This window comes from Streptomyces sclerotialus (assembly GCF_040907265.1).
In the GTDB taxonomy this organism is placed as follows: Bacteria; Actinomycetota; Actinomycetes; order Streptomycetales; family Streptomycetaceae; genus Streptomyces; species Streptomyces sclerotialus.
Genome location: NZ_JBFOHP010000002.1, coordinates 5,429,910 through 5,444,571, shown reverse-complemented (window position 1 = coordinate 5,444,571; position 14,662 = coordinate 5,429,910). Strand labels below are relative to the sequence as shown.

Genomic DNA, 14,662 nt, shown 5'->3' with positions numbered 1-14,662 from the left:
AAGTCCGGCGCTCCAGAAGTCCAACGACGTCCCGTGGTGGGTCCATGGACACACCACGGGACACGGGCCATGGTGCGACTCTCCGATGAGAGGTGGCCATGGCCAGCAGCAGACCTTTGATCACCGGGCTCGCCGGCACCGTTCTCGCGGTGCTCGCCGCGCTCCTCCCCGCCGGCGGTGCCACCGCCGCCGGTCCCCCGGGCGCGGCCCCCGACGTGCTCCCCTCCCTCCGCCAGTGGGACGCCGCGCCGGGTGGGGTCCGGCTCGCCGCGCGCCCGCTGATCGTCCTGGAGCACGCCGACGCCCGTACGGAGCGGGACGCCCGCCGGTTCGCGGGCGAGCTGGCGGAGCGCAGCGGCACGCGTCCCGCGGTCAGCAGCCGCCCCGCGCGCCCCGGCGACCTCGTGCTCCGCCAGGACGCCGAGCTGCAGGGCGAGTGGGGTGAGGAGGGATATCGGCTGACGTCCGGGGACCGGCTCACCGTCACGGCCGCGACCGCCACCGGCGTCTTCTGCGGGACGCGTACCGCGCTGCAGTTGCTCGGCGACCGGACCGCGCCGCGCGGCTCCGCCACCGACGTCCCCTCGTACCGCGAGCGCGGCGTCGGCGTCTGTGCCTGCTACCTCCACGTGTCCGTGGAGTGGTTCGAGCGGCTGCTGCGCGCCATGGCGTACCGCAAGCGGCTCGCGCCGGGCACCGGCGGCCTGGCGGCGTTCGCGCGTTCCGGCAGCGCCACCTGGACGCTGAGCGCCACGTCCGACGGGTACTACACGGTGCGCTCGGCGCAGGGTGCGGGCTGTCCGGAGGACCGGCGGGACAGGCTGCACGGCGGGGCGCCGCTGGAGGCGGGCAGCGAGCTGACCGTGGAGCCCTGTGCGGCGGCGGCGGCGCGGACCCAGCGCCGGCAGCTGACCGAGGACGGCGGCGGGCGGCTGGTGATCCGTAACGCCGTCTCGCAGCTCCAGCTGAGCGAGCGGGCTGCGGACTCGGTGGCCGTGCAGACGGCACCGGACGTCACGACCGCCGACGCGGCACGGGCCGTCGCGGCGCAGCGCTGAACGGCCGGAACCGGACCCCGAACGGGCTTTCTCACCCGTTCGGGGGACGGCGGCGCGGTGGGACCGTGCCGGGCGCGCGGGCGCGTCAGTCGTTGGCGACCACGGGGTAGCGCGGCTCGCGCTCCGCCATCTGCTTGAGGGCGTCCTTGCGGTCGCGCTTGGAGAGGCGGTCGATGTAGAGGTAGCCGTAGAGGTGGTCGGTCTCGTGCTGGAGGCAGCGGGCGAAGTAGCCGGTGCCCTCGACGGCGATCGGGTTGCCCTGCGCGTCCTGGCCGCGGACCACGGCGTAGTCCGGGCGGGCCAGCTCGGCGTAGGCGCCGGGGACCGACAGGCAGCCCTCGTTGGAGTCGTCCAGCACCCGGCGCTCGGCGGGCAGCTCGTCCAGGACCGGGTTGCAGACCACGCCGACGTGGCGTACGCCCTGGTCGTCCATGCAGTCGTAGACGAAGACCTTCAGGTCGACGCCGATCTGGTTGGCGGCCAGGCCCACGCCCTCGGCGGTGCGCTGGGAGGCGAACATGTCGTCGATGAGCTTCGCGAGCTCGTCGTCGAACTCGGTGACGTCCTTGCACTCCTTGTGCAGCACCGGATTGCCGACCACGGTGATCGGGCGGGAGGTGCCGCGCTCGCGGTACGCCTTCTCCCGCTCGTCCGCGTCGGTCACGTCGTCGACGAACTCGTCGTTCACCTGCTGCTCGCCGTCTTGATCAAACACCTGCTGCGCCATGTCCGCCGCACGCCTTCCGCGATTTTCCGCAAAGATTTTTCTTAGCTGCCCGTACAGGGTACGGGGGCCTGCCGTGCGCCCGCCGCCCGCCGACGGAACCGGCGGGGACTCAGCAGACCTCTTCGAGGTCCCGCCACTCGCGGGTGTCCGGGCTGTCGGCGACCCAGCCGTCCAGCAGGCCCCGTACCAGCCCGGCGGGCGCGGCGATGCCGCACTCCCGCTCGGGCACCCACAGGGAGCCGGAGCCGGCCGTGCGGTGGCCCAGCGGGCCCGGATGCCCTGGCTCGCTGTGGTCGTGCGGGTCCAGATGCGCGCCGTCGCCCTCGTCGCTGGGCATCCGGCTCTCGGAGCAGGTGCGGCAGAGCAGGCGGACGGAGGAGGACCAGTCCTCGGCGGCGTACCCGGCGTCCGCGGCCAGCCGCTCCAGGGCGTCCCGGTCGGCCTCGCCCGCGGCCTCCAGCAGGACGACCCAGGTGGGCACCGGCGAGGGCGCCCACAGCTCGATCTCGTCGAAGACGGGGTAGGACGGCCCGGCGGTGGTGGTGCGCTCGCCGTGCGGGACGCCGTCGTGCAGGACGACCTCGCCCCAGCGGCGCCCGGAGGACGGCAGCGGGATGGAGAGCACTTCGATGCGGGCCGGGTCCAGCCGGCGGCCCCAGACGACCTCGGCCTCGCCCTCGGGCGAGAGGCGGACCGCGGCGCTGCCCAGCTGCATGCCGCGCGGTTCCCCGGCGGGCGCGCCCTCGCCGGGTACGTGCAGGCCGTACGCCTGCCAGGCGCGGCGGGCCAGCGGCCAGTCCTGGAGCGCTGTGGCCGCGATGCCGACGTTCCACCAGTCGGGGGCCCCGGCCTCGCGGTCCAGCAGGGCGACGGCGCGCAGTCCGGCGGTGCGGGCCTGCTCCCAGTCGTGCCGGAACTTGTGCAGCAGGGCGAGGTTGAACCACGACTCGGACAGCCACGGCTCCATGTCGGCGGCGCGGGTGAGCAGCGCGCCCGCGTCCTCGTAACGGCCGTCGCCGATCAGCGTGAAAGCGCGGTCGGTCGCCTGCCGCCACGAGGCGGAGGGCCGGTGCCGTACCTTGCCGAAGATCTTCACGATTCCCGCCTGCCGATTGCTTCCTTGGTGCCGTCCGGCGGACGGCCGAGGGGCTCACTCGACAACCTGCCACAGTTTGCCGCCGGGCTCAGCCCGATGGCCGGTGCCCCCTGCTGCTCCTTGCCTTGCGCAGCCCCCCTGAACCCCGTTTTTCGGGGCTCTCTTCGCATCCAACCATGCCCATATCCGGGGCCGCTCATTACCCATCGGTTCTATGACCTTGAACCGGTACCCCGATACGTCACAGCTATCCCCTGGGCACCCCGCACTCGGGTGGCGGCGCCGGTCAGGCCGGGCCGAGGGGCCGGGCGAGCACCCGGGCGAGGGCCTCCACGACCCGTGGCTCGAAGTCCTGTGCGGTCGACAGGCGGAGCCTCTCCAGGGCGCGCAGCGTGCCCCCGGGGCCGCCGTCCCCGCCCGCGAGGTCGTCGTAGGCGTTCACCGTGCGCACGATACGGGCGGGGAGCGGCTGGTCACGGAACGGGTCGGCCTGCCGCTCGACGATCATCGCGACCTCGGCGGGCACCCCGGTCTGGCGGACGACGGCGCCGCCGAGCAGGGCGATCCTGCGCTGTTCGGCGGGCGGCAGGCCGGCGGTGGCGCCGCCGGTCACCGGGTCCACCAGGGAGAGCTGTCCGATGTCGTGCATCAGCGCCGCGTACTCCAGCACGCTCAAGTCGGCCTCGCCCAGCCCCAGTTCCCGGCCGACGGCGCGGCTGAGGACGGCGACCCGGCGGGCATGGCCCGGCGGGGTGTAGCCGGCGATCTCGGTGGCGCGGGCGAGGGAGGCGATGGTCTGCCGGTAGGTGGCGCGGACGGCGGCGTAGCGGCGGAAGGAGAACTGGGTGAGGAGGAGCGGCAGACAGAAGACGGGCAGTGCCCACAGCCCGGCGACGGCCGTGGCCAGCGCGATGACCAGGCCGGTCGCGCAGATCGCCGAGCCGATGCCGAGCAGGGAGCGCAGCTCGTCGCGGAGGAGGGGACCGTACGGCCAGCCGGTACGGGCCTTGGCCAGGGCCGCGGCGAGCACGGCGTCGCACAGGGCGGTGAGCGCGAGCAGGCCGAGGAGGTAGCAGGTGTAGTACGTGCCGTCGCCGATCCAGGCGGCCAGCCGGCCGGTGTTGTAGAGCGGCTGGAAGCAGGTGGCGGCGAAGCCGACGGTCAGGACGCGGCGGGCGATGTGGTCCAGCGCCGGGCCGCGGCCGCGCGCCACATGGGGGACGAGACCCACGAGTCCGGCCGCGACGACGACGGCGACGGTCTGCAGGACGCCGTGCGAGGTCGCGCGGCCGCCGACCTCGCCGAGCAGGGCGTAGGCCAGGGCTCCGGCGACGCCGAGCGGGGCGCTCTCACGGTCGCCGGGCAGCGCGCCCGCGCCGCCGCGCGCCGACGGCCCCGCGCCCCAGCGGGCCAGCTCGCCGACCGCTATGAGGGCGCCGAACGCGAGGGCGATGCCGGGGTCGGCGAGGCCGCGCCAGAGGGTGTGGCCCAGCGCGAGGCAGGCGAGGGCGCCGGCGGCGGCGTAGACGAGGGCGACGGCGCGGGGGGTGCCGGTGCGGTACGGGACGGTGAGCGCCGCGCCGTGCTCCGTACCGGCGCGCCACGCTCCGGTACCGCTCACCGCTCACCTCCGGCGGGCCCGGGGTGCGGCGCGGCGGCGGGTCCGGGGGACGGTGCCGCCGCGGTGCCGGGCAGGGCGGCCGTGCCGGGCGGGGGCACGGCCTCCGGCGCCGCGGTGCGCCTGCGGAGGGTGACGCGCGGGTGGCGGGGCAGCGGCGGCGCGGGCCCGTCGGTGCCGGCGGTGACGACCTCGGGCTGCCAGCCGTGCCGGGCGAGCGCGGCGACCAGGGCGCGGACCATGCGCGGGTCGAGCTGGGCACCCGCGCTGCGGCGCAGTTCGGCGACGGCGGCGGCGACCGGGCGGGCGCGGCGGTAGGAGCGGGTGGAGGTCATCGCGTCGAAGGCGTCGGCGACCGCGACCACCCGGGCGAATTCGGGGATCTCGCGCCCCCTGAGGCCGTAGGGGTACCCCTTGCCGTCCATGCGCTCGTGGTGGTGCAGGATCGCGGCCCTGGCCTCGCCGAGGAAGCCGATGCCGCGGACGATCTCGTGGCCGTACTCCGGGTGCAGTTCGATGACGCGCCGCTCCTCGGGGGTGAGCGGGCCGTCCTTGCGCAGCAGCCGGGTGGGCACGCCGAGCTTGCCGACGTCGTGCAGGATGCCGGCGAAGCGGATCACTTCGAGGCGGTCCTCGGCCATGCCGAGTTCGCGGGCGATCATCACGGAGGCGCGGCCGACGCGTTCGCTGTGGCCGCGGGTGTAGCGGTCCTTGAGGTCGACGGCCTGGACGAGGGCGCGGATGGTCGCCTGGTGCGCCGCGCGTTCGCGGTGGTACTGCGCGAAGACCCAGCAGGAGATGTACATGGGCAGCAGGACGAGCAGCGCGGCGGGCGGCCCGTAGGAGCTGCGCCAGAGGACGGCCATCATCAGCCCGGCCAGGCCGTGCGCCAGGTGCGGGGCGAGGGAGCGGAGCAGCAGGCCGCGCCAGGCGGTGCGGGGCGCGTGCCGCTCGGCGGCGACCAGCACGCCGCCGTCCAGGGCCGCGAGGACGGTGCAGAAGGCGGCGGTGGCGGCCGCCGCGGGCAGCAGCGCGTAGGGGAACTCGGGGGTGAGCACGGCGCGGCTGCCGCCCGCGCCGAAGACCTGCGCGGCGGCCCAGGCGGCCAGGGCCAGTTCGGCGGCGTGCCAGACACGGCGGGCGGTGGCCGAGCGCTTCTCGGTACGGGAGAGGAGCGCGCCGGGGAGGGCGACCAGGGCGGCCGCGGCGGGTGGCAGCAGGAAGACCCCGGCGAGCAGCACGGGGCAGCCCCACCGGGGCGGCATGCCCTCGGCGGGGCCCGGGACGCCGCCCGAGCGGGCCCCCCGGGCCAGGGCCCGGGTCAGCGGGCAGTCGCGGATGCGCTCGCAGCCGGCGTAGAGCACGGCGAGCAGGGCCACGGTGGGCCAGGGCGTCCCGGCGGCGGGCAGGACGGCGGGGACGGCACAGCCGGCCGCCGCCAGCACGGCACAACCGATGTACGCGTACGCGGCCACGGGCAGCTGCCGCATGGCGCCCTCCTCCCACGGCTCCCCGGATCCGGCGAGCTTAGAAGGCGTCGGCGGCGCATGCGGGCGCAACGGCGGATTGGGCGGGGCTCGTGCGCCCGCCCTCACCCGATGGGGTGATCCAGCGCGTTATTCGGCGCGTGCGGCCTCGGTGGGTGCACCGGCGTCGGTCGGGCCGGCCTGGTGGCCCGGGCCCTCGGCGGCCGCGGACTCCTGCTGTGCCTGTTCCAGCACGCTCTTCTCGGGCACGGTCTCGCCGGCCCGGATCAGCTCGATCCGCCCCATGACCTTCGAACGCAGGTCCGAGGGGACGTCGTCCTGGCCGCAGCAGCGCTTCACGAGCTTCTTGACGGCCTGTTCGAGGCCGTACTTCTCCAGGCAGGGCGAGCACTCGTCGAAGTGCTCCTCGAACTTGGTGCACTCCCCGTCCGGCATCTCGCGGTCGAGATACTCGTACAGGTGGTCCAGGACCTCGGAGCAATCCGTCTCGTGCGGGTCACCGCAGCTCATGATGCCGAGCCTTTCCGATCGTGCGACTCCGTCGTCGCAGCGCCCGCTCCGGCCGGGACCAGCCCGCGGTCCCGGGCGTAGTCCTCCAGCATGCCGCGCAGCTGTCGGCGGCCACGGTGCAGGCGGGACATCACCGTGCCGATGGGGGTTCCCATGATGTCGGCGATCTCCTTGTACGCAAAGCCCTCCACGTCCGCGAGGTAGACCGCTATACGGAATTCCTCGGGGATCGCCTGCAGGGCCTCCTTCACGTCCGAGTCCGGCAGGTGGTCCAGCGCCTGCGACTCCGCGGAGCGCAGCCCCGTGGACATGTGCGACTCGGCGCGCGCCAGCTGCCAGTCCTCGATCTCCTCCGCCGCGCTGCGCTGCGGTTCCCGCTGCTTCTTGCGGTAGGAGTTGATGAAGGTGTTGGTCAGGATGCGGTACAGCCAGGCCTTGAGATTGGTGCCCTCCCGGAACTGGTGGAAGGACGCGTACGCCTTGGCGTACGTCTCCTGCACCAGGTCCTCCGCGTCCGCCGGATTGCGCGTCATGCGCAGCGCGGCGGAGTACATCTGGTCCAGGAAGGTCAGCGCGTCGCGCTCGAAGCGCGCATTGCGCTCGGCCTCCGACTCGCCCGTCGCCTGCGTGCGGGCAGCGTCCGCCTGGTCCTCGTTACGTGCTTGTGCCGTGCCGTCGGTCCCTGCGTCGGTACCGGTGACCGGACCCACCTCCTCCAACACCGTGCCGGACCCGGATGCGGATCCGCTCGAATCGGAGAATAGACGACGATCCGGTACCACCGCCGCTCCAGCCGTGACGTGGTGTCCCGTGTGGACCTGCGCCGGCTGCGGCACCGTCCATCCGGTCCCCTGCGGTCGGGCCGGGCATGCGATCCCCATGCGGTGGACTCCCATTCCTCGTGCGTGCCAGTACGTGGCTGCTGCCTACGTGACACACAACAGAACGGGGCCGCCGCGCATTCCCGCGCCCGGCGCGGGGCGTACGCCGGGCGGCCGGGCGGCCCGGCGCGGGGGCGGGCGAAGGTCAGTCGGGCAGCCCGACCAGCCACTCGGCGGCGGCCTCGACGATGAGCATGAGCGCCTCGTCCTGGCCGATGGGGGCCTTCTTGGGGACGGCGAAGCCGTGGTCGGCGTGCGGCACCTCGACGATCTCCGTGCCGTCGGGGAACTCCCCGGGCCGCCCGAAGGGGTCGCGGCCGCCCTGGATCACCAGGGTGGGCACGCCGGCGCCGGTCAGCTCGTCGGCGCGGGACTTCTCGGGCTTCCCCGGCGGGTGCAGCGGAAAGCTGAGGGCGAGGACGGCGTGCGCGCCGAGCTCCCGCGCCGTACGGCAGGCCACCCGTGCCCCGGCACTGCGCCCGCCCGCGACCACCGGCAGGCCCGGCTTCCGCAGGGCGGGCCACAGCGCCGTCCAGGCGGCGTCCAGGGTCTTCGGGGCGGGCGCCAGCTTCTTGCCCGCGACCCGCCAGGGCTGCTCGACGAGGGCGACGGTGACACCGCGCTCCGGGAGCGCGGCGGCCAGCGCCGCCAGGTCCCGCGCCTCGATACCGCCGCCGGCCCCGTGGCTCACGGCGAGCACGGAGCGGGCCGTGCCCTGGGCCTCGTGCCAGGTGATCCGGGCGTCGCCCGCCGGTGTGCCGACCGTCTCGCTCTCACTCATGGGCCCATCCTGCCCCGGCCGGCCGCCGGGAAGCGCCGGCGACCGGTCAGAACAGCGTTTCCTCCTCCGGCGCCGCCAGCTCCTTCACCAGCTCAGGGCTGTTGTTGCGGACGTTGCTGACCTCCGTGGAGACGGGGTAGGCGCGCATCGTCCCGGCGGGCGGCGGCGCGAGCAGCTCGCGCAGCCGGTCCAGCTCGGTGGTGGCGGGGTCCAGCCAGGCGTCCCAGCGGTCCGGCGGGAGGACCAGCGGCATCCGGGGGTGGATGTCGGCCAGCGACTGCGGGCCCGCGCCGCCGGACGCGCCGGCCAGCGGCGTGGTCTCGGCGGCGGTGGTGACCACGGAGCACGTCGCCCACCAGGCCTGCGGGTGGTCCGGGGGCAGCGTCGGGTCGCGCCAGAACTCGTACAGCCCGGCCATCGCCATCACGGAGCCGTCGGCCGGGGTGACGAAGTACGGCTGCTTGCGGGGGCGCTTCCGGCGGCCCTGCTCCTCCAGCTGCCGCTCCCCCGCGCCGGTCACCCACTCGAAATAGCCGTCGCCGGGCAGCAGGCAGCGGCGGGCCGCGAAGGGCTTGCGGAAGGACGGCTTCTCATGGACCGTCTCCGCCCTGGCGTTGATCATCTTCACACCGACGTCAGGTGATGTGGCCCACGACGGCACCAGTCCCCACTTCAGAGGCCGCAGCTGGCGAACCGGACGCCGGTCCTCAGCGTCTTTGACGGGGCGTTCGAGCACCGCGTAGACGTTCTTGGTGGGTGCGACATTCCAGTCGGGAGCGAGGGTCTCCTCGGGCTCCCACTTCTCGACCTCGAAGATCCCCACCAGGTCCTCGGGCCGCCTGCTCGCCGCATACCGTCCGCACATGTATGCCACAGTGCCACGCCACAGCAAGGGGAGTAATGGACACGGATCACATCACGGACGTATGGGACCGGGTTTTCGCCACCCAGCCCGACCCGTCGATCTGGCTGGTCGTGGCCACCGCCGTCGTCGCCCTGGCGGTGGTCGTCCCCTACGGCGCCTGGCGGGTGGCGCGTAACGCCATCACCATCGCGCACGAGGGCGGGCACGGCCTCGTGGCCCTGCTGACCGGCCGGAAGCTGGACGGCATCCGTCTGCACTCCGACACCTCCGGGCTGACCGTCAGCCGCGGCAAGCCGCACGGCCTCGGCATGATCCTCACCGCGGCGGCGGGCTACACCGCTCCCTCGTTGCTCGGCCTGGCCGGGGCCGCGCTGCTCGCCGCCGGGCACATCACGGCGCTGCTGTGGGGCGCGACGGCCCTGCTGCTGGCGATGCTGGTGATGACGCGCAACGCGTACGGCGTGCTGACGGTGGTGCTGGCCGGTGCGGCGTTCTTCCTCGTCTCCTGGCTGACCACGGCGGAGGTGCAGGCGGCCTTCGGGTACGCGGTGGTGTGGTTCCTGCTGCTGGGCGGCGTGCGGCCGCCGTTCGAGATCCAGGGCAAGCGCCGGCGCTCCGGTGGGGCCGTGGACTCCGACCCGGATCAGCTGGCGCGGCTGACGAACGTCCCCGCCGCGGTCTGGCTCGGGCTCTTCCACGTGGTGACGCTCTGCTCGCTGATCGGCGGGGGCCGGTGGCTGCTGAACCTGTGAGACGAGGTCCGGCGGAGCCGGGTGGTACGCCGCCGATCCACGCACTGCCGCTTTACCAGTGCCATGTTTCGTACAGGTTGCGACCCATTTGATCAAGATCTGCCCCGCTGATGAGCCATTAAAGTGAGCTACATGACCGAGAGCCCCGCACACTCCGCCCTCTGGCCAGCCCCCACCGCGTCCGGGGCGGTCGACGCGACCGTCACCGTGCCCGGGTCCAAATCGGTCACCAACCGTGGCCTGGTCCTGGCCGCGCTGTCCTCCGAGCCCGGCTGGCTGCGCCGCCCGCTGCGCTCCCGCGACACCCTCCTGATGGCCCAGGCGCTGCGCACCATGGGCGTGGGCATCGAGGAGACGATCTCCTCCAGCTCCGCACCGGCCGGCGAGCCGGGTGGCGGCGAGGCCTGGCGCGTCATCCCCGCCGGGCTGCGCGGCCCGGCCACCGTCGACGTCGGCAACGCCGGTACGGTCATGCGCTTCCTGCCGCCGGTCGCGGCGCTGGCCGACGGCCCGATCCGCTTCGACGGCGACCCCCGGTCGTACGAGCGTCCGCTGGGCGGCGTGATCGACGGCCTGCGCGCCCTCGGCGCCCGCATCGACGACGACCACCGCGGCGCGCTCCCGATGACCGTGCACGGCAGCGGCGGACTGGACGGCGGCCGGGTCGAGATCGACGCGTCCTCCTCCTCACAGTTCGTCAGCGCCCTGCTGCTGTCCGCGCCGCGCTTCAACCAGGGCGTGGAGGTGCGGCACGTGGGCGACACGCTGCCGTCCATGCCGCACATCCGGATGACCGTGGACATGCTGCGGATCGCCGGTGCCCAGGTGGACACCCCGGAGTCCGGCGGCGAGCCGAACGTCTGGCGGGTCACCCCGGGCGCGCTGCTCGGCCGCGACCTGGTCGTCGAGCCCGACCTCTCCAACGCCCAGCCGTTCCTGGCCGCCGCGCTGGTCACCGGCGGCCGGGTCACCATCCCGGACTGGCCGGAGCACACCACTCAGCCGGGCGACGCGCTGCGTGAGATCTTCACCGCAATGGGTGGTTCCTGCGAGCTGACCGAGCAGGGCCTGACCTTCACCGGCAGCGGCCGGATCCACGGCATCGACATCGACCTGAGCGAGGTCGGCGAGCTCACCCCGGGCATCGCGGCGGTCGCGGCGCTGGCGGACTCCGAGTCCGTGCTGCGCGGCGTCGCCCACCTGCGGCTGCACGAGACCGACCGGCTCGCGGCGCTCACCAAGGAGATCAACGGCCTCGGCGGCGACGTCACCGAGACCGCCGACGGCCTGCGCATCCGGCCGCGCCCGCTGCACGGCGGCGTGTTCCACACGTACGACGACCACCGCATGGCCACCGCCGGCGCGATCATCGGCCTGGCCGTCAAGGGCGTCGAGGTGGAGAACGTCGCGACCACGGCCAAGACCCTGCCCGACTTCCCCGAGATGTGGACGGACATGCTCAGTCCGGCGGCGAGCCCCGCCCGGAGAGGCTGAGAGTTCCGCCCGATGCGCCGCTACGGCAAGCACACCGACGAGGACGACGTCCGGGTCCGCCCCAACCGCAAGGGCACCCGGCCCCGTACGAACATCCGGCCCAAGCACGAGGAGGCCAGCGAGGGCCTGGTCCTCACCGTGGACCGGGGCCGCATCACGTGCCTGATCGAGGACCGTACGGTCACCGCGATGAAGGCACGTGAGCTGGGCCGCAAGGGAGTGGTGGTCGGCGACCGGGTCATGGTCGTCGGCGACCTCTCCGGCGCCAAGGACACCCTGGCCCGCATCGTCCGGGTCCAGCCGCGCACGTCCGTGCTGCGGCGCACGGCCGACGACGACGATCCGTACGAGCGGGTGGTGGTCGCCAACGCCGACCAGCTGGCGATCGTCACCGCGCTCGCCGACCCCGAGCCCCGGCCCCGGCTGATCGACCGCTGCCTGGTCGCGGCGTACGACGCGGGGCTGGAGCCGCTGCTGGTGCTCACCAAGTCCGACCTGGCGCCGCCGGACACCCTGCTGGAGTCCTACGGCGCGCTGGGCGTCCCGTACGTCGTCACCAACCGCGACGAGCTGGCCGACGGCACCGCCGCCGACCGGGTGCGCGAGCGGCTGGCCGACCGGATCACCGCGTTCGTCGGCCACTCGGGGGTGGGGAAGACCACGCTGGTCAACGCCCTGGTACCGGAACGGAAGCGGGCCACGGGACACGTCAACGCGGTGACCGGGCGCGGCCGCCACACCACGACCTCGGCACTGGCCCTGCCGCTGCCGGACGACGCGGGCTGGGTGATCGACACGCCCGGCGTGCGGTCCTTCGGGCTGCACCACATCGACCCCTCGCGGGTCATCCACGCCTTCCCCGACCTGGAGCCGGGCACGGCCGACTGCCCGCGCGCCTGCAGCCACGACGAGCCCGACTGTGCGCTGGACCGATGGGTGGCCGAGGGCCACGCCGATCCGGCCCGGCTCTACTCCCTGCGGCGCCTGCTGGCCACCCGGGAGCGCCGTGAGGGCGACTGACGGCCCGCCAGGGCCGGGCGGCCCGTGGGCAAAAGGTGGCTGCCGCGAGTCGGCATCAACTGCATAATCACATCAGGCACGGGCTCTCAGAACGGGCGAAGCGGTCGCCGGACTCACGGAGGCAAACTGATGGCGTGGCTGCTCGTCGTGGTGGCTGGACTTCTGGAGACGGGCTTCGCGGTGTGCCTGAAGCTCTCGCACGGGTTCACCCGGCTGTGGCCCACGATCGCCTTCTGCGCCTTCGCGCTCGGCAGCTTCGGGCTGCTGACGCTGTCGCTGAAGAAGCTGGACGTGGGCCCGGCGTACGCGGTGTGGACCGGTCTCGGCGCGGCCGGTACGGCGGCCTACGGCATGATCTTCCTCGGTGACGTGGTGTCGACCGTCAAGATCGTCTCGATCACGCTGGTGATCGCCGGCGCCATCGGACTCCAGTTCTCGGGCTCGGCGCACTGACCGGCGGTCACCTACCGGCCGGCCGCGGCGTACCGACCGGCAGCGGCGTACGGAGCCCGGCTCCGGGCCTCGCCGCACGCCGCTGCCGCCGGTCTCCGTACGCCGGGCTCAGCGCCCGGCCGGATGGCGCGGCAGGCCCGCGAACGCGCCGCGGACGAGCCGCCCGACCTCCTCGGGCTCCGCGGGCGCGACGACGCAGGACAGGGTGAGCCGGACCGCCGCCGTGCACGCGCTGCCCAGCTCGGTCAGCTCCTCCTTGGGCCAGTCCGCCTCCAGCGCGGCCACCGCCCGGTCGCTGAACCGGCCGACCAGCTCGCTCGGCCCGGGCAGCGGTGCCTCCACCGGCGGCGGGGACATCGGGAAGCCCGTACGGGGCCCGGGCACCGGCAGCGGGAGCGACTGGTCGGCGGGCGAGGGCAGCCGCTCGTTCCAGCAGCCGGTCAGCACGGCCCGTACGAGGGGATTGGCACGCGCGGTACGCAGCGTCCAGTCGGCCGCCGCCGCCAGCCTGGCCTGCGCCTCCTCGGGCACGCCGACCGCGCGTCCCGCGTCGGTGCCCCGGTCCTCGGGCGGCCCGTCCGCCGCGGGCCGGGACAGGATGCGCTCCACGCCCGCCAGATAGCCCTCGGTCTCGCGGCGCACCAGGGCCCGGGCGAGCCCCTGCTTGCTGCCGAACTCGTTGTAGAGGGTCTGCCGGGAGACTCCCGCCGCCGCGGCGACGTCGACCATCCGGACGCCTGCCCAGGGCCGCACTTCGAGCGCCGCATAGGCGGCGTCCAGTAAGGAATCACGCGCTGCGGGCATCGTCGCCTCCCAGGCCGTAGTGCCCATATGGCCTTGTGTGCGCACAGAATTGACGCCCCGCCAGGTGGTGTCAAGGGTCCGGACCAAAGGACCGCCGACGCGCCGGGAAGGGCTTCCGGGAAGGCGCCACGTTCCTCGGCCGCCCCGGAGTTTTCCGTGCTCAGGTGCCGAGAAAGATAGTGTTCGCACATGGCCGACTACCACGATGATCTCCGTCTCGCCCACGTCCTCGCGGACGCCGCGGACGCCGCGACCATGGAACGGTTCAAGGCGCTCGACCTGAAGGTCGAGACCAAACCCGACATGACGCCCGTGAGCGAGGCCGACAAGGCGGCCGAGGAACTGATCCGGGGCCAGCTCGCGCGGGCCCGGCCGCGGGACGCGGTGCTCGGGGAGGAGTTCGGCTCGGACGGCGCGGGGCCGCGCCGCTGGATCATCGACCCGATCGACGGCACGAAGAACTACGTGCGCGGCGTGCCCGTGTGGGCCACCCTGATCGCCCTGATGGAGCGCGGCGAGGGCGGTGACCGTCCGGTCGTCGGCGTGGTCTCCGCGCCCGCGCTGCACCGCCGCTGGTGGGCCGCCGAGGGGCTGGGCGCCTACACCGGCCGCAGTCTGACATCGGCCCAGCGTCTCCAGGTGTCGAGCGTGGGGCGCATCCAGGACGCGTCGTTCGCCTACTCCTCGCTCACCGGCTGGGAGGAGCGCGGCACGCTGGGCGGCTTCCTGGACCTGTCGCGTGAGGTGTGGCGCACCCGCGCGTACGGCGACTTCTGGCCCTACATGATGGTGGCCGAGGGCTCCGTGGACATCTGCGCGGAGCCCGAGCTGTCGCTGTGGGACATGGCCGCCTGCGCCGTCGTCGTACAGGAGGCCGGCGGGCGCTTCACCGGCCTGGACGGCACCCCTGGCCCGCACAGCGGCAACGCGGCGGCCTCCAACGGACTGCTCCACGAGGACCTGCTGAGCTACCTGCGGGACTGATCCCCCGCCGGTCCGGCCGCCGGCCGGTCAGGCACGCGGAACGTCAACCGGCGCTTTGGGGCGCGTGACCGGCAGACCGGCCCTCACGCGCCCCTTGTCGCGCGCCAGGAGGCATGTGAACATGAGAATCCC

The 14,662-nt window shown here is 73.9% G+C and carries 15 protein-coding genes; 6 read left to right on the top strand and 9 right to left on the bottom strand.

Annotated elements, in window-relative coordinates; translation table 11 throughout:
* The first annotated feature begins 98 nt into the window (after positions 1–98).
* Positions 99–1,058, top strand: a complete 960-nt coding sequence (locus AAC944_RS24215) for a glycoside hydrolase family 20 zincin-like fold domain-containing protein (protein ID WP_078888759.1) — start codon at positions 99–101, stop codon at positions 1,056–1,058.
* 85 nt (positions 1,059–1,143) lie between these two features.
* On the opposite strand, the gene def is transcribed toward AAC944_RS24215, so the two are convergent.
* From def to AAC944_RS24175, 8 genes are all read right to left on the bottom strand, one after another.
* A complete protein-coding gene (gene def / locus AAC944_RS24210; protein WP_030619329.1) occupies positions 1,144–1,785 on the bottom strand; it encodes a peptide deformylase in 642 nt (213 codons plus the stop codon).
* A gap of 109 nt (positions 1,786–1,894) precedes the next feature.
* Positions 1,895–2,881 (bottom strand): tetratricopeptide repeat protein, encoded by a 987-nt coding sequence (locus AAC944_RS24205; protein ID WP_030619331.1) that lies wholly within the window; start codon positions 2,879–2,881, stop codon positions 1,895–1,897.
* Positions 2,882–3,167: 286 nt separating this feature from the next.
* A complete protein-coding gene (locus tag AAC944_RS24200) occupies positions 3,168–4,373 on the bottom strand; it encodes an HD-GYP domain-containing protein (RefSeq protein WP_037772816.1) in 1,206 nt (401 codons plus the stop codon).
* Positions 4,374–4,498: 125 nt separating this feature from the next.
* Entirely contained in the window at positions 4,499–5,989 is a 1,491-nt protein-coding gene (locus AAC944_RS24195) for an HD-GYP domain-containing protein (RefSeq protein ID WP_078888760.1), read from the bottom strand.
* A gap of 126 nt (positions 5,990–6,115) precedes the next feature.
* Positions 6,116–6,496, bottom strand: a complete 381-nt coding sequence (rsrA, locus tag AAC944_RS24190; protein WP_030619340.1) for a mycothiol system anti-sigma-R factor — start codon at positions 6,494–6,496, stop codon at positions 6,116–6,118.
* Positions 6,493–7,206 (bottom strand): sigma-70 family RNA polymerase sigma factor, encoded by a 714-nt coding sequence (locus tag AAC944_RS24185; RefSeq protein ID WP_030619343.1) that lies wholly within the window; start codon positions 7,204–7,206, stop codon positions 6,493–6,495. Before AAC944_RS24185 ends, rsrA begins: the two co-directional genes overlap by 4 nt.
* Positions 7,207–7,522: 316 nt before the next feature.
* On the bottom strand, positions 7,523–8,158 hold the full coding sequence (locus AAC944_RS24180) for an alpha/beta hydrolase family protein (protein ID WP_030619345.1): 636 nt from the start codon (positions 8,156–8,158) through the stop codon (positions 7,523–7,525).
* 46 nt (positions 8,159–8,204) lie between these two features.
* Positions 8,205–9,023 carry an SOS response-associated peptidase gene (locus tag AAC944_RS24175; RefSeq protein WP_030619349.1) on the bottom strand — a complete coding sequence of 273 codons (819 nt, stop codon included), beginning with the start codon at positions 9,021–9,023 and terminating at the stop codon, positions 8,205–8,207.
* 35 nt (positions 9,024–9,058) lie between these two features.
* Here AAC944_RS24175 and AAC944_RS24170 point away from each other — a divergent pair, with 35 nt between their 5' ends.
* The 4 genes from AAC944_RS24170 to AAC944_RS24155 all read left to right on the top strand — a co-directional run bounded on the left by AAC944_RS24170 (position 9,059) and on the right by AAC944_RS24155 (position 12,742).
* Positions 9,059–9,775, top strand: a complete 717-nt coding sequence (locus AAC944_RS24170) for a M50 family metallopeptidase (RefSeq protein WP_030619352.1) — start codon at positions 9,059–9,061, stop codon at positions 9,773–9,775.
* A 132-nt stretch (positions 9,776–9,907) separates the two neighbouring features.
* Complete coding sequence (gene aroA, locus AAC944_RS24165; protein WP_030619356.1) at positions 9,908–11,269, top strand: 3-phosphoshikimate 1-carboxyvinyltransferase; 1,362 nt, start codon at positions 9,908–9,910, stop codon at positions 11,267–11,269.
* Between the two features lie 12 nt (positions 11,270–11,281).
* Positions 11,282–12,289 carry a ribosome small subunit-dependent GTPase A gene (gene rsgA, locus AAC944_RS24160; RefSeq protein ID WP_030619359.1) on the top strand — a complete coding sequence of 336 codons (1,008 nt, stop codon included), beginning with the start codon at positions 11,282–11,284 and terminating at the stop codon, positions 12,287–12,289.
* Between the two features lie 129 nt (positions 12,290–12,418).
* Positions 12,419–12,742, top strand: a complete 324-nt coding sequence (locus tag AAC944_RS24155; protein WP_030619363.1) for a DMT family transporter — start codon at positions 12,419–12,421, stop codon at positions 12,740–12,742.
* A 108-nt stretch (positions 12,743–12,850) separates the two neighbouring features.
* Here the strand turns inward: AAC944_RS24155 and AAC944_RS24150 are convergent, their stop codons facing one another.
* Positions 12,851–13,546, bottom strand: coding sequence for a TetR/AcrR family transcriptional regulator (locus tag AAC944_RS24150; protein WP_030619366.1), 696 nt, complete (start codon positions 13,544–13,546; stop codon positions 12,851–12,853).
* Between the two features lie 189 nt (positions 13,547–13,735).
* Here AAC944_RS24150 and hisN point away from each other — a divergent pair, with 189 nt between their 5' ends.
* Positions 13,736–14,530 (top strand): histidinol-phosphatase, encoded by a 795-nt coding sequence (gene hisN / locus AAC944_RS24145; protein ID WP_030619369.1) that lies wholly within the window; start codon positions 13,736–13,738, stop codon positions 14,528–14,530.
* Positions 14,531–14,662 lie beyond the last annotated feature (132 nt).

Excerpts from the sequence above, each read along its gene's own strand:
- AAC944_RS24195 (WP_078888760.1), bottom strand. The coding sequence starts at position 5,989 with ATGCGGCAGCTGCCCGTGGCCGCGTACGCGTACATCGGTTGTGCCGTG.
- AAC944_RS24155 (WP_030619363.1), top strand. The coding sequence starts at position 12,419 with ATGGCGTGGCTGCTCGTCGTGGTGGCTGGACTTCTGGAGACGGGCTTC.
- hisN (WP_030619369.1), top strand. The coding sequence starts at position 13,736 with ATGGCCGACTACCACGATGATCTCCGTCTCGCCCACGTCCTCGCGGAC.
- AAC944_RS24170 (WP_030619352.1), top strand. The coding sequence starts at position 9,059 with ATGGACACGGATCACATCACGGACGTATGGGACCGGGTTTTCGCCACC.
- rsrA (WP_030619340.1), bottom strand. The coding sequence starts at position 6,496 with ATGAGCTGCGGTGACCCGCACGAGACGGATTGCTCCGAGGTCCTGGAC.
- rsgA (WP_030619359.1), top strand. The coding sequence starts at position 11,282 with ATGCGCCGCTACGGCAAGCACACCGACGAGGACGACGTCCGGGTCCGC.
- AAC944_RS24180 (WP_030619345.1), bottom strand. The coding sequence starts at position 8,158 with ATGAGTGAGAGCGAGACGGTCGGCACACCGGCGGGCGACGCCCGGATC.
- AAC944_RS24215 (WP_078888759.1), top strand. The coding sequence starts at position 99 with ATGGCCAGCAGCAGACCTTTGATCACCGGGCTCGCCGGCACCGTTCTC.
- AAC944_RS24175 (WP_030619349.1), bottom strand. The coding sequence starts at position 9,023 with ATGTGCGGACGGTATGCGGCGAGCAGGCGGCCCGAGGACCTGGTGGGG.
- def (WP_030619329.1), bottom strand. The coding sequence starts at position 1,785 with ATGGCGCAGCAGGTGTTTGATCAAGACGGCGAGCAGCAGGTGAACGAC.
- AAC944_RS24150 (WP_030619366.1), bottom strand. The coding sequence starts at position 13,546 with ATGCCCGCAGCGCGTGATTCCTTACTGGACGCCGCCTATGCGGCGCTC.
- aroA (WP_030619356.1), top strand. The coding sequence starts at position 9,908 with ATGACCGAGAGCCCCGCACACTCCGCCCTCTGGCCAGCCCCCACCGCG.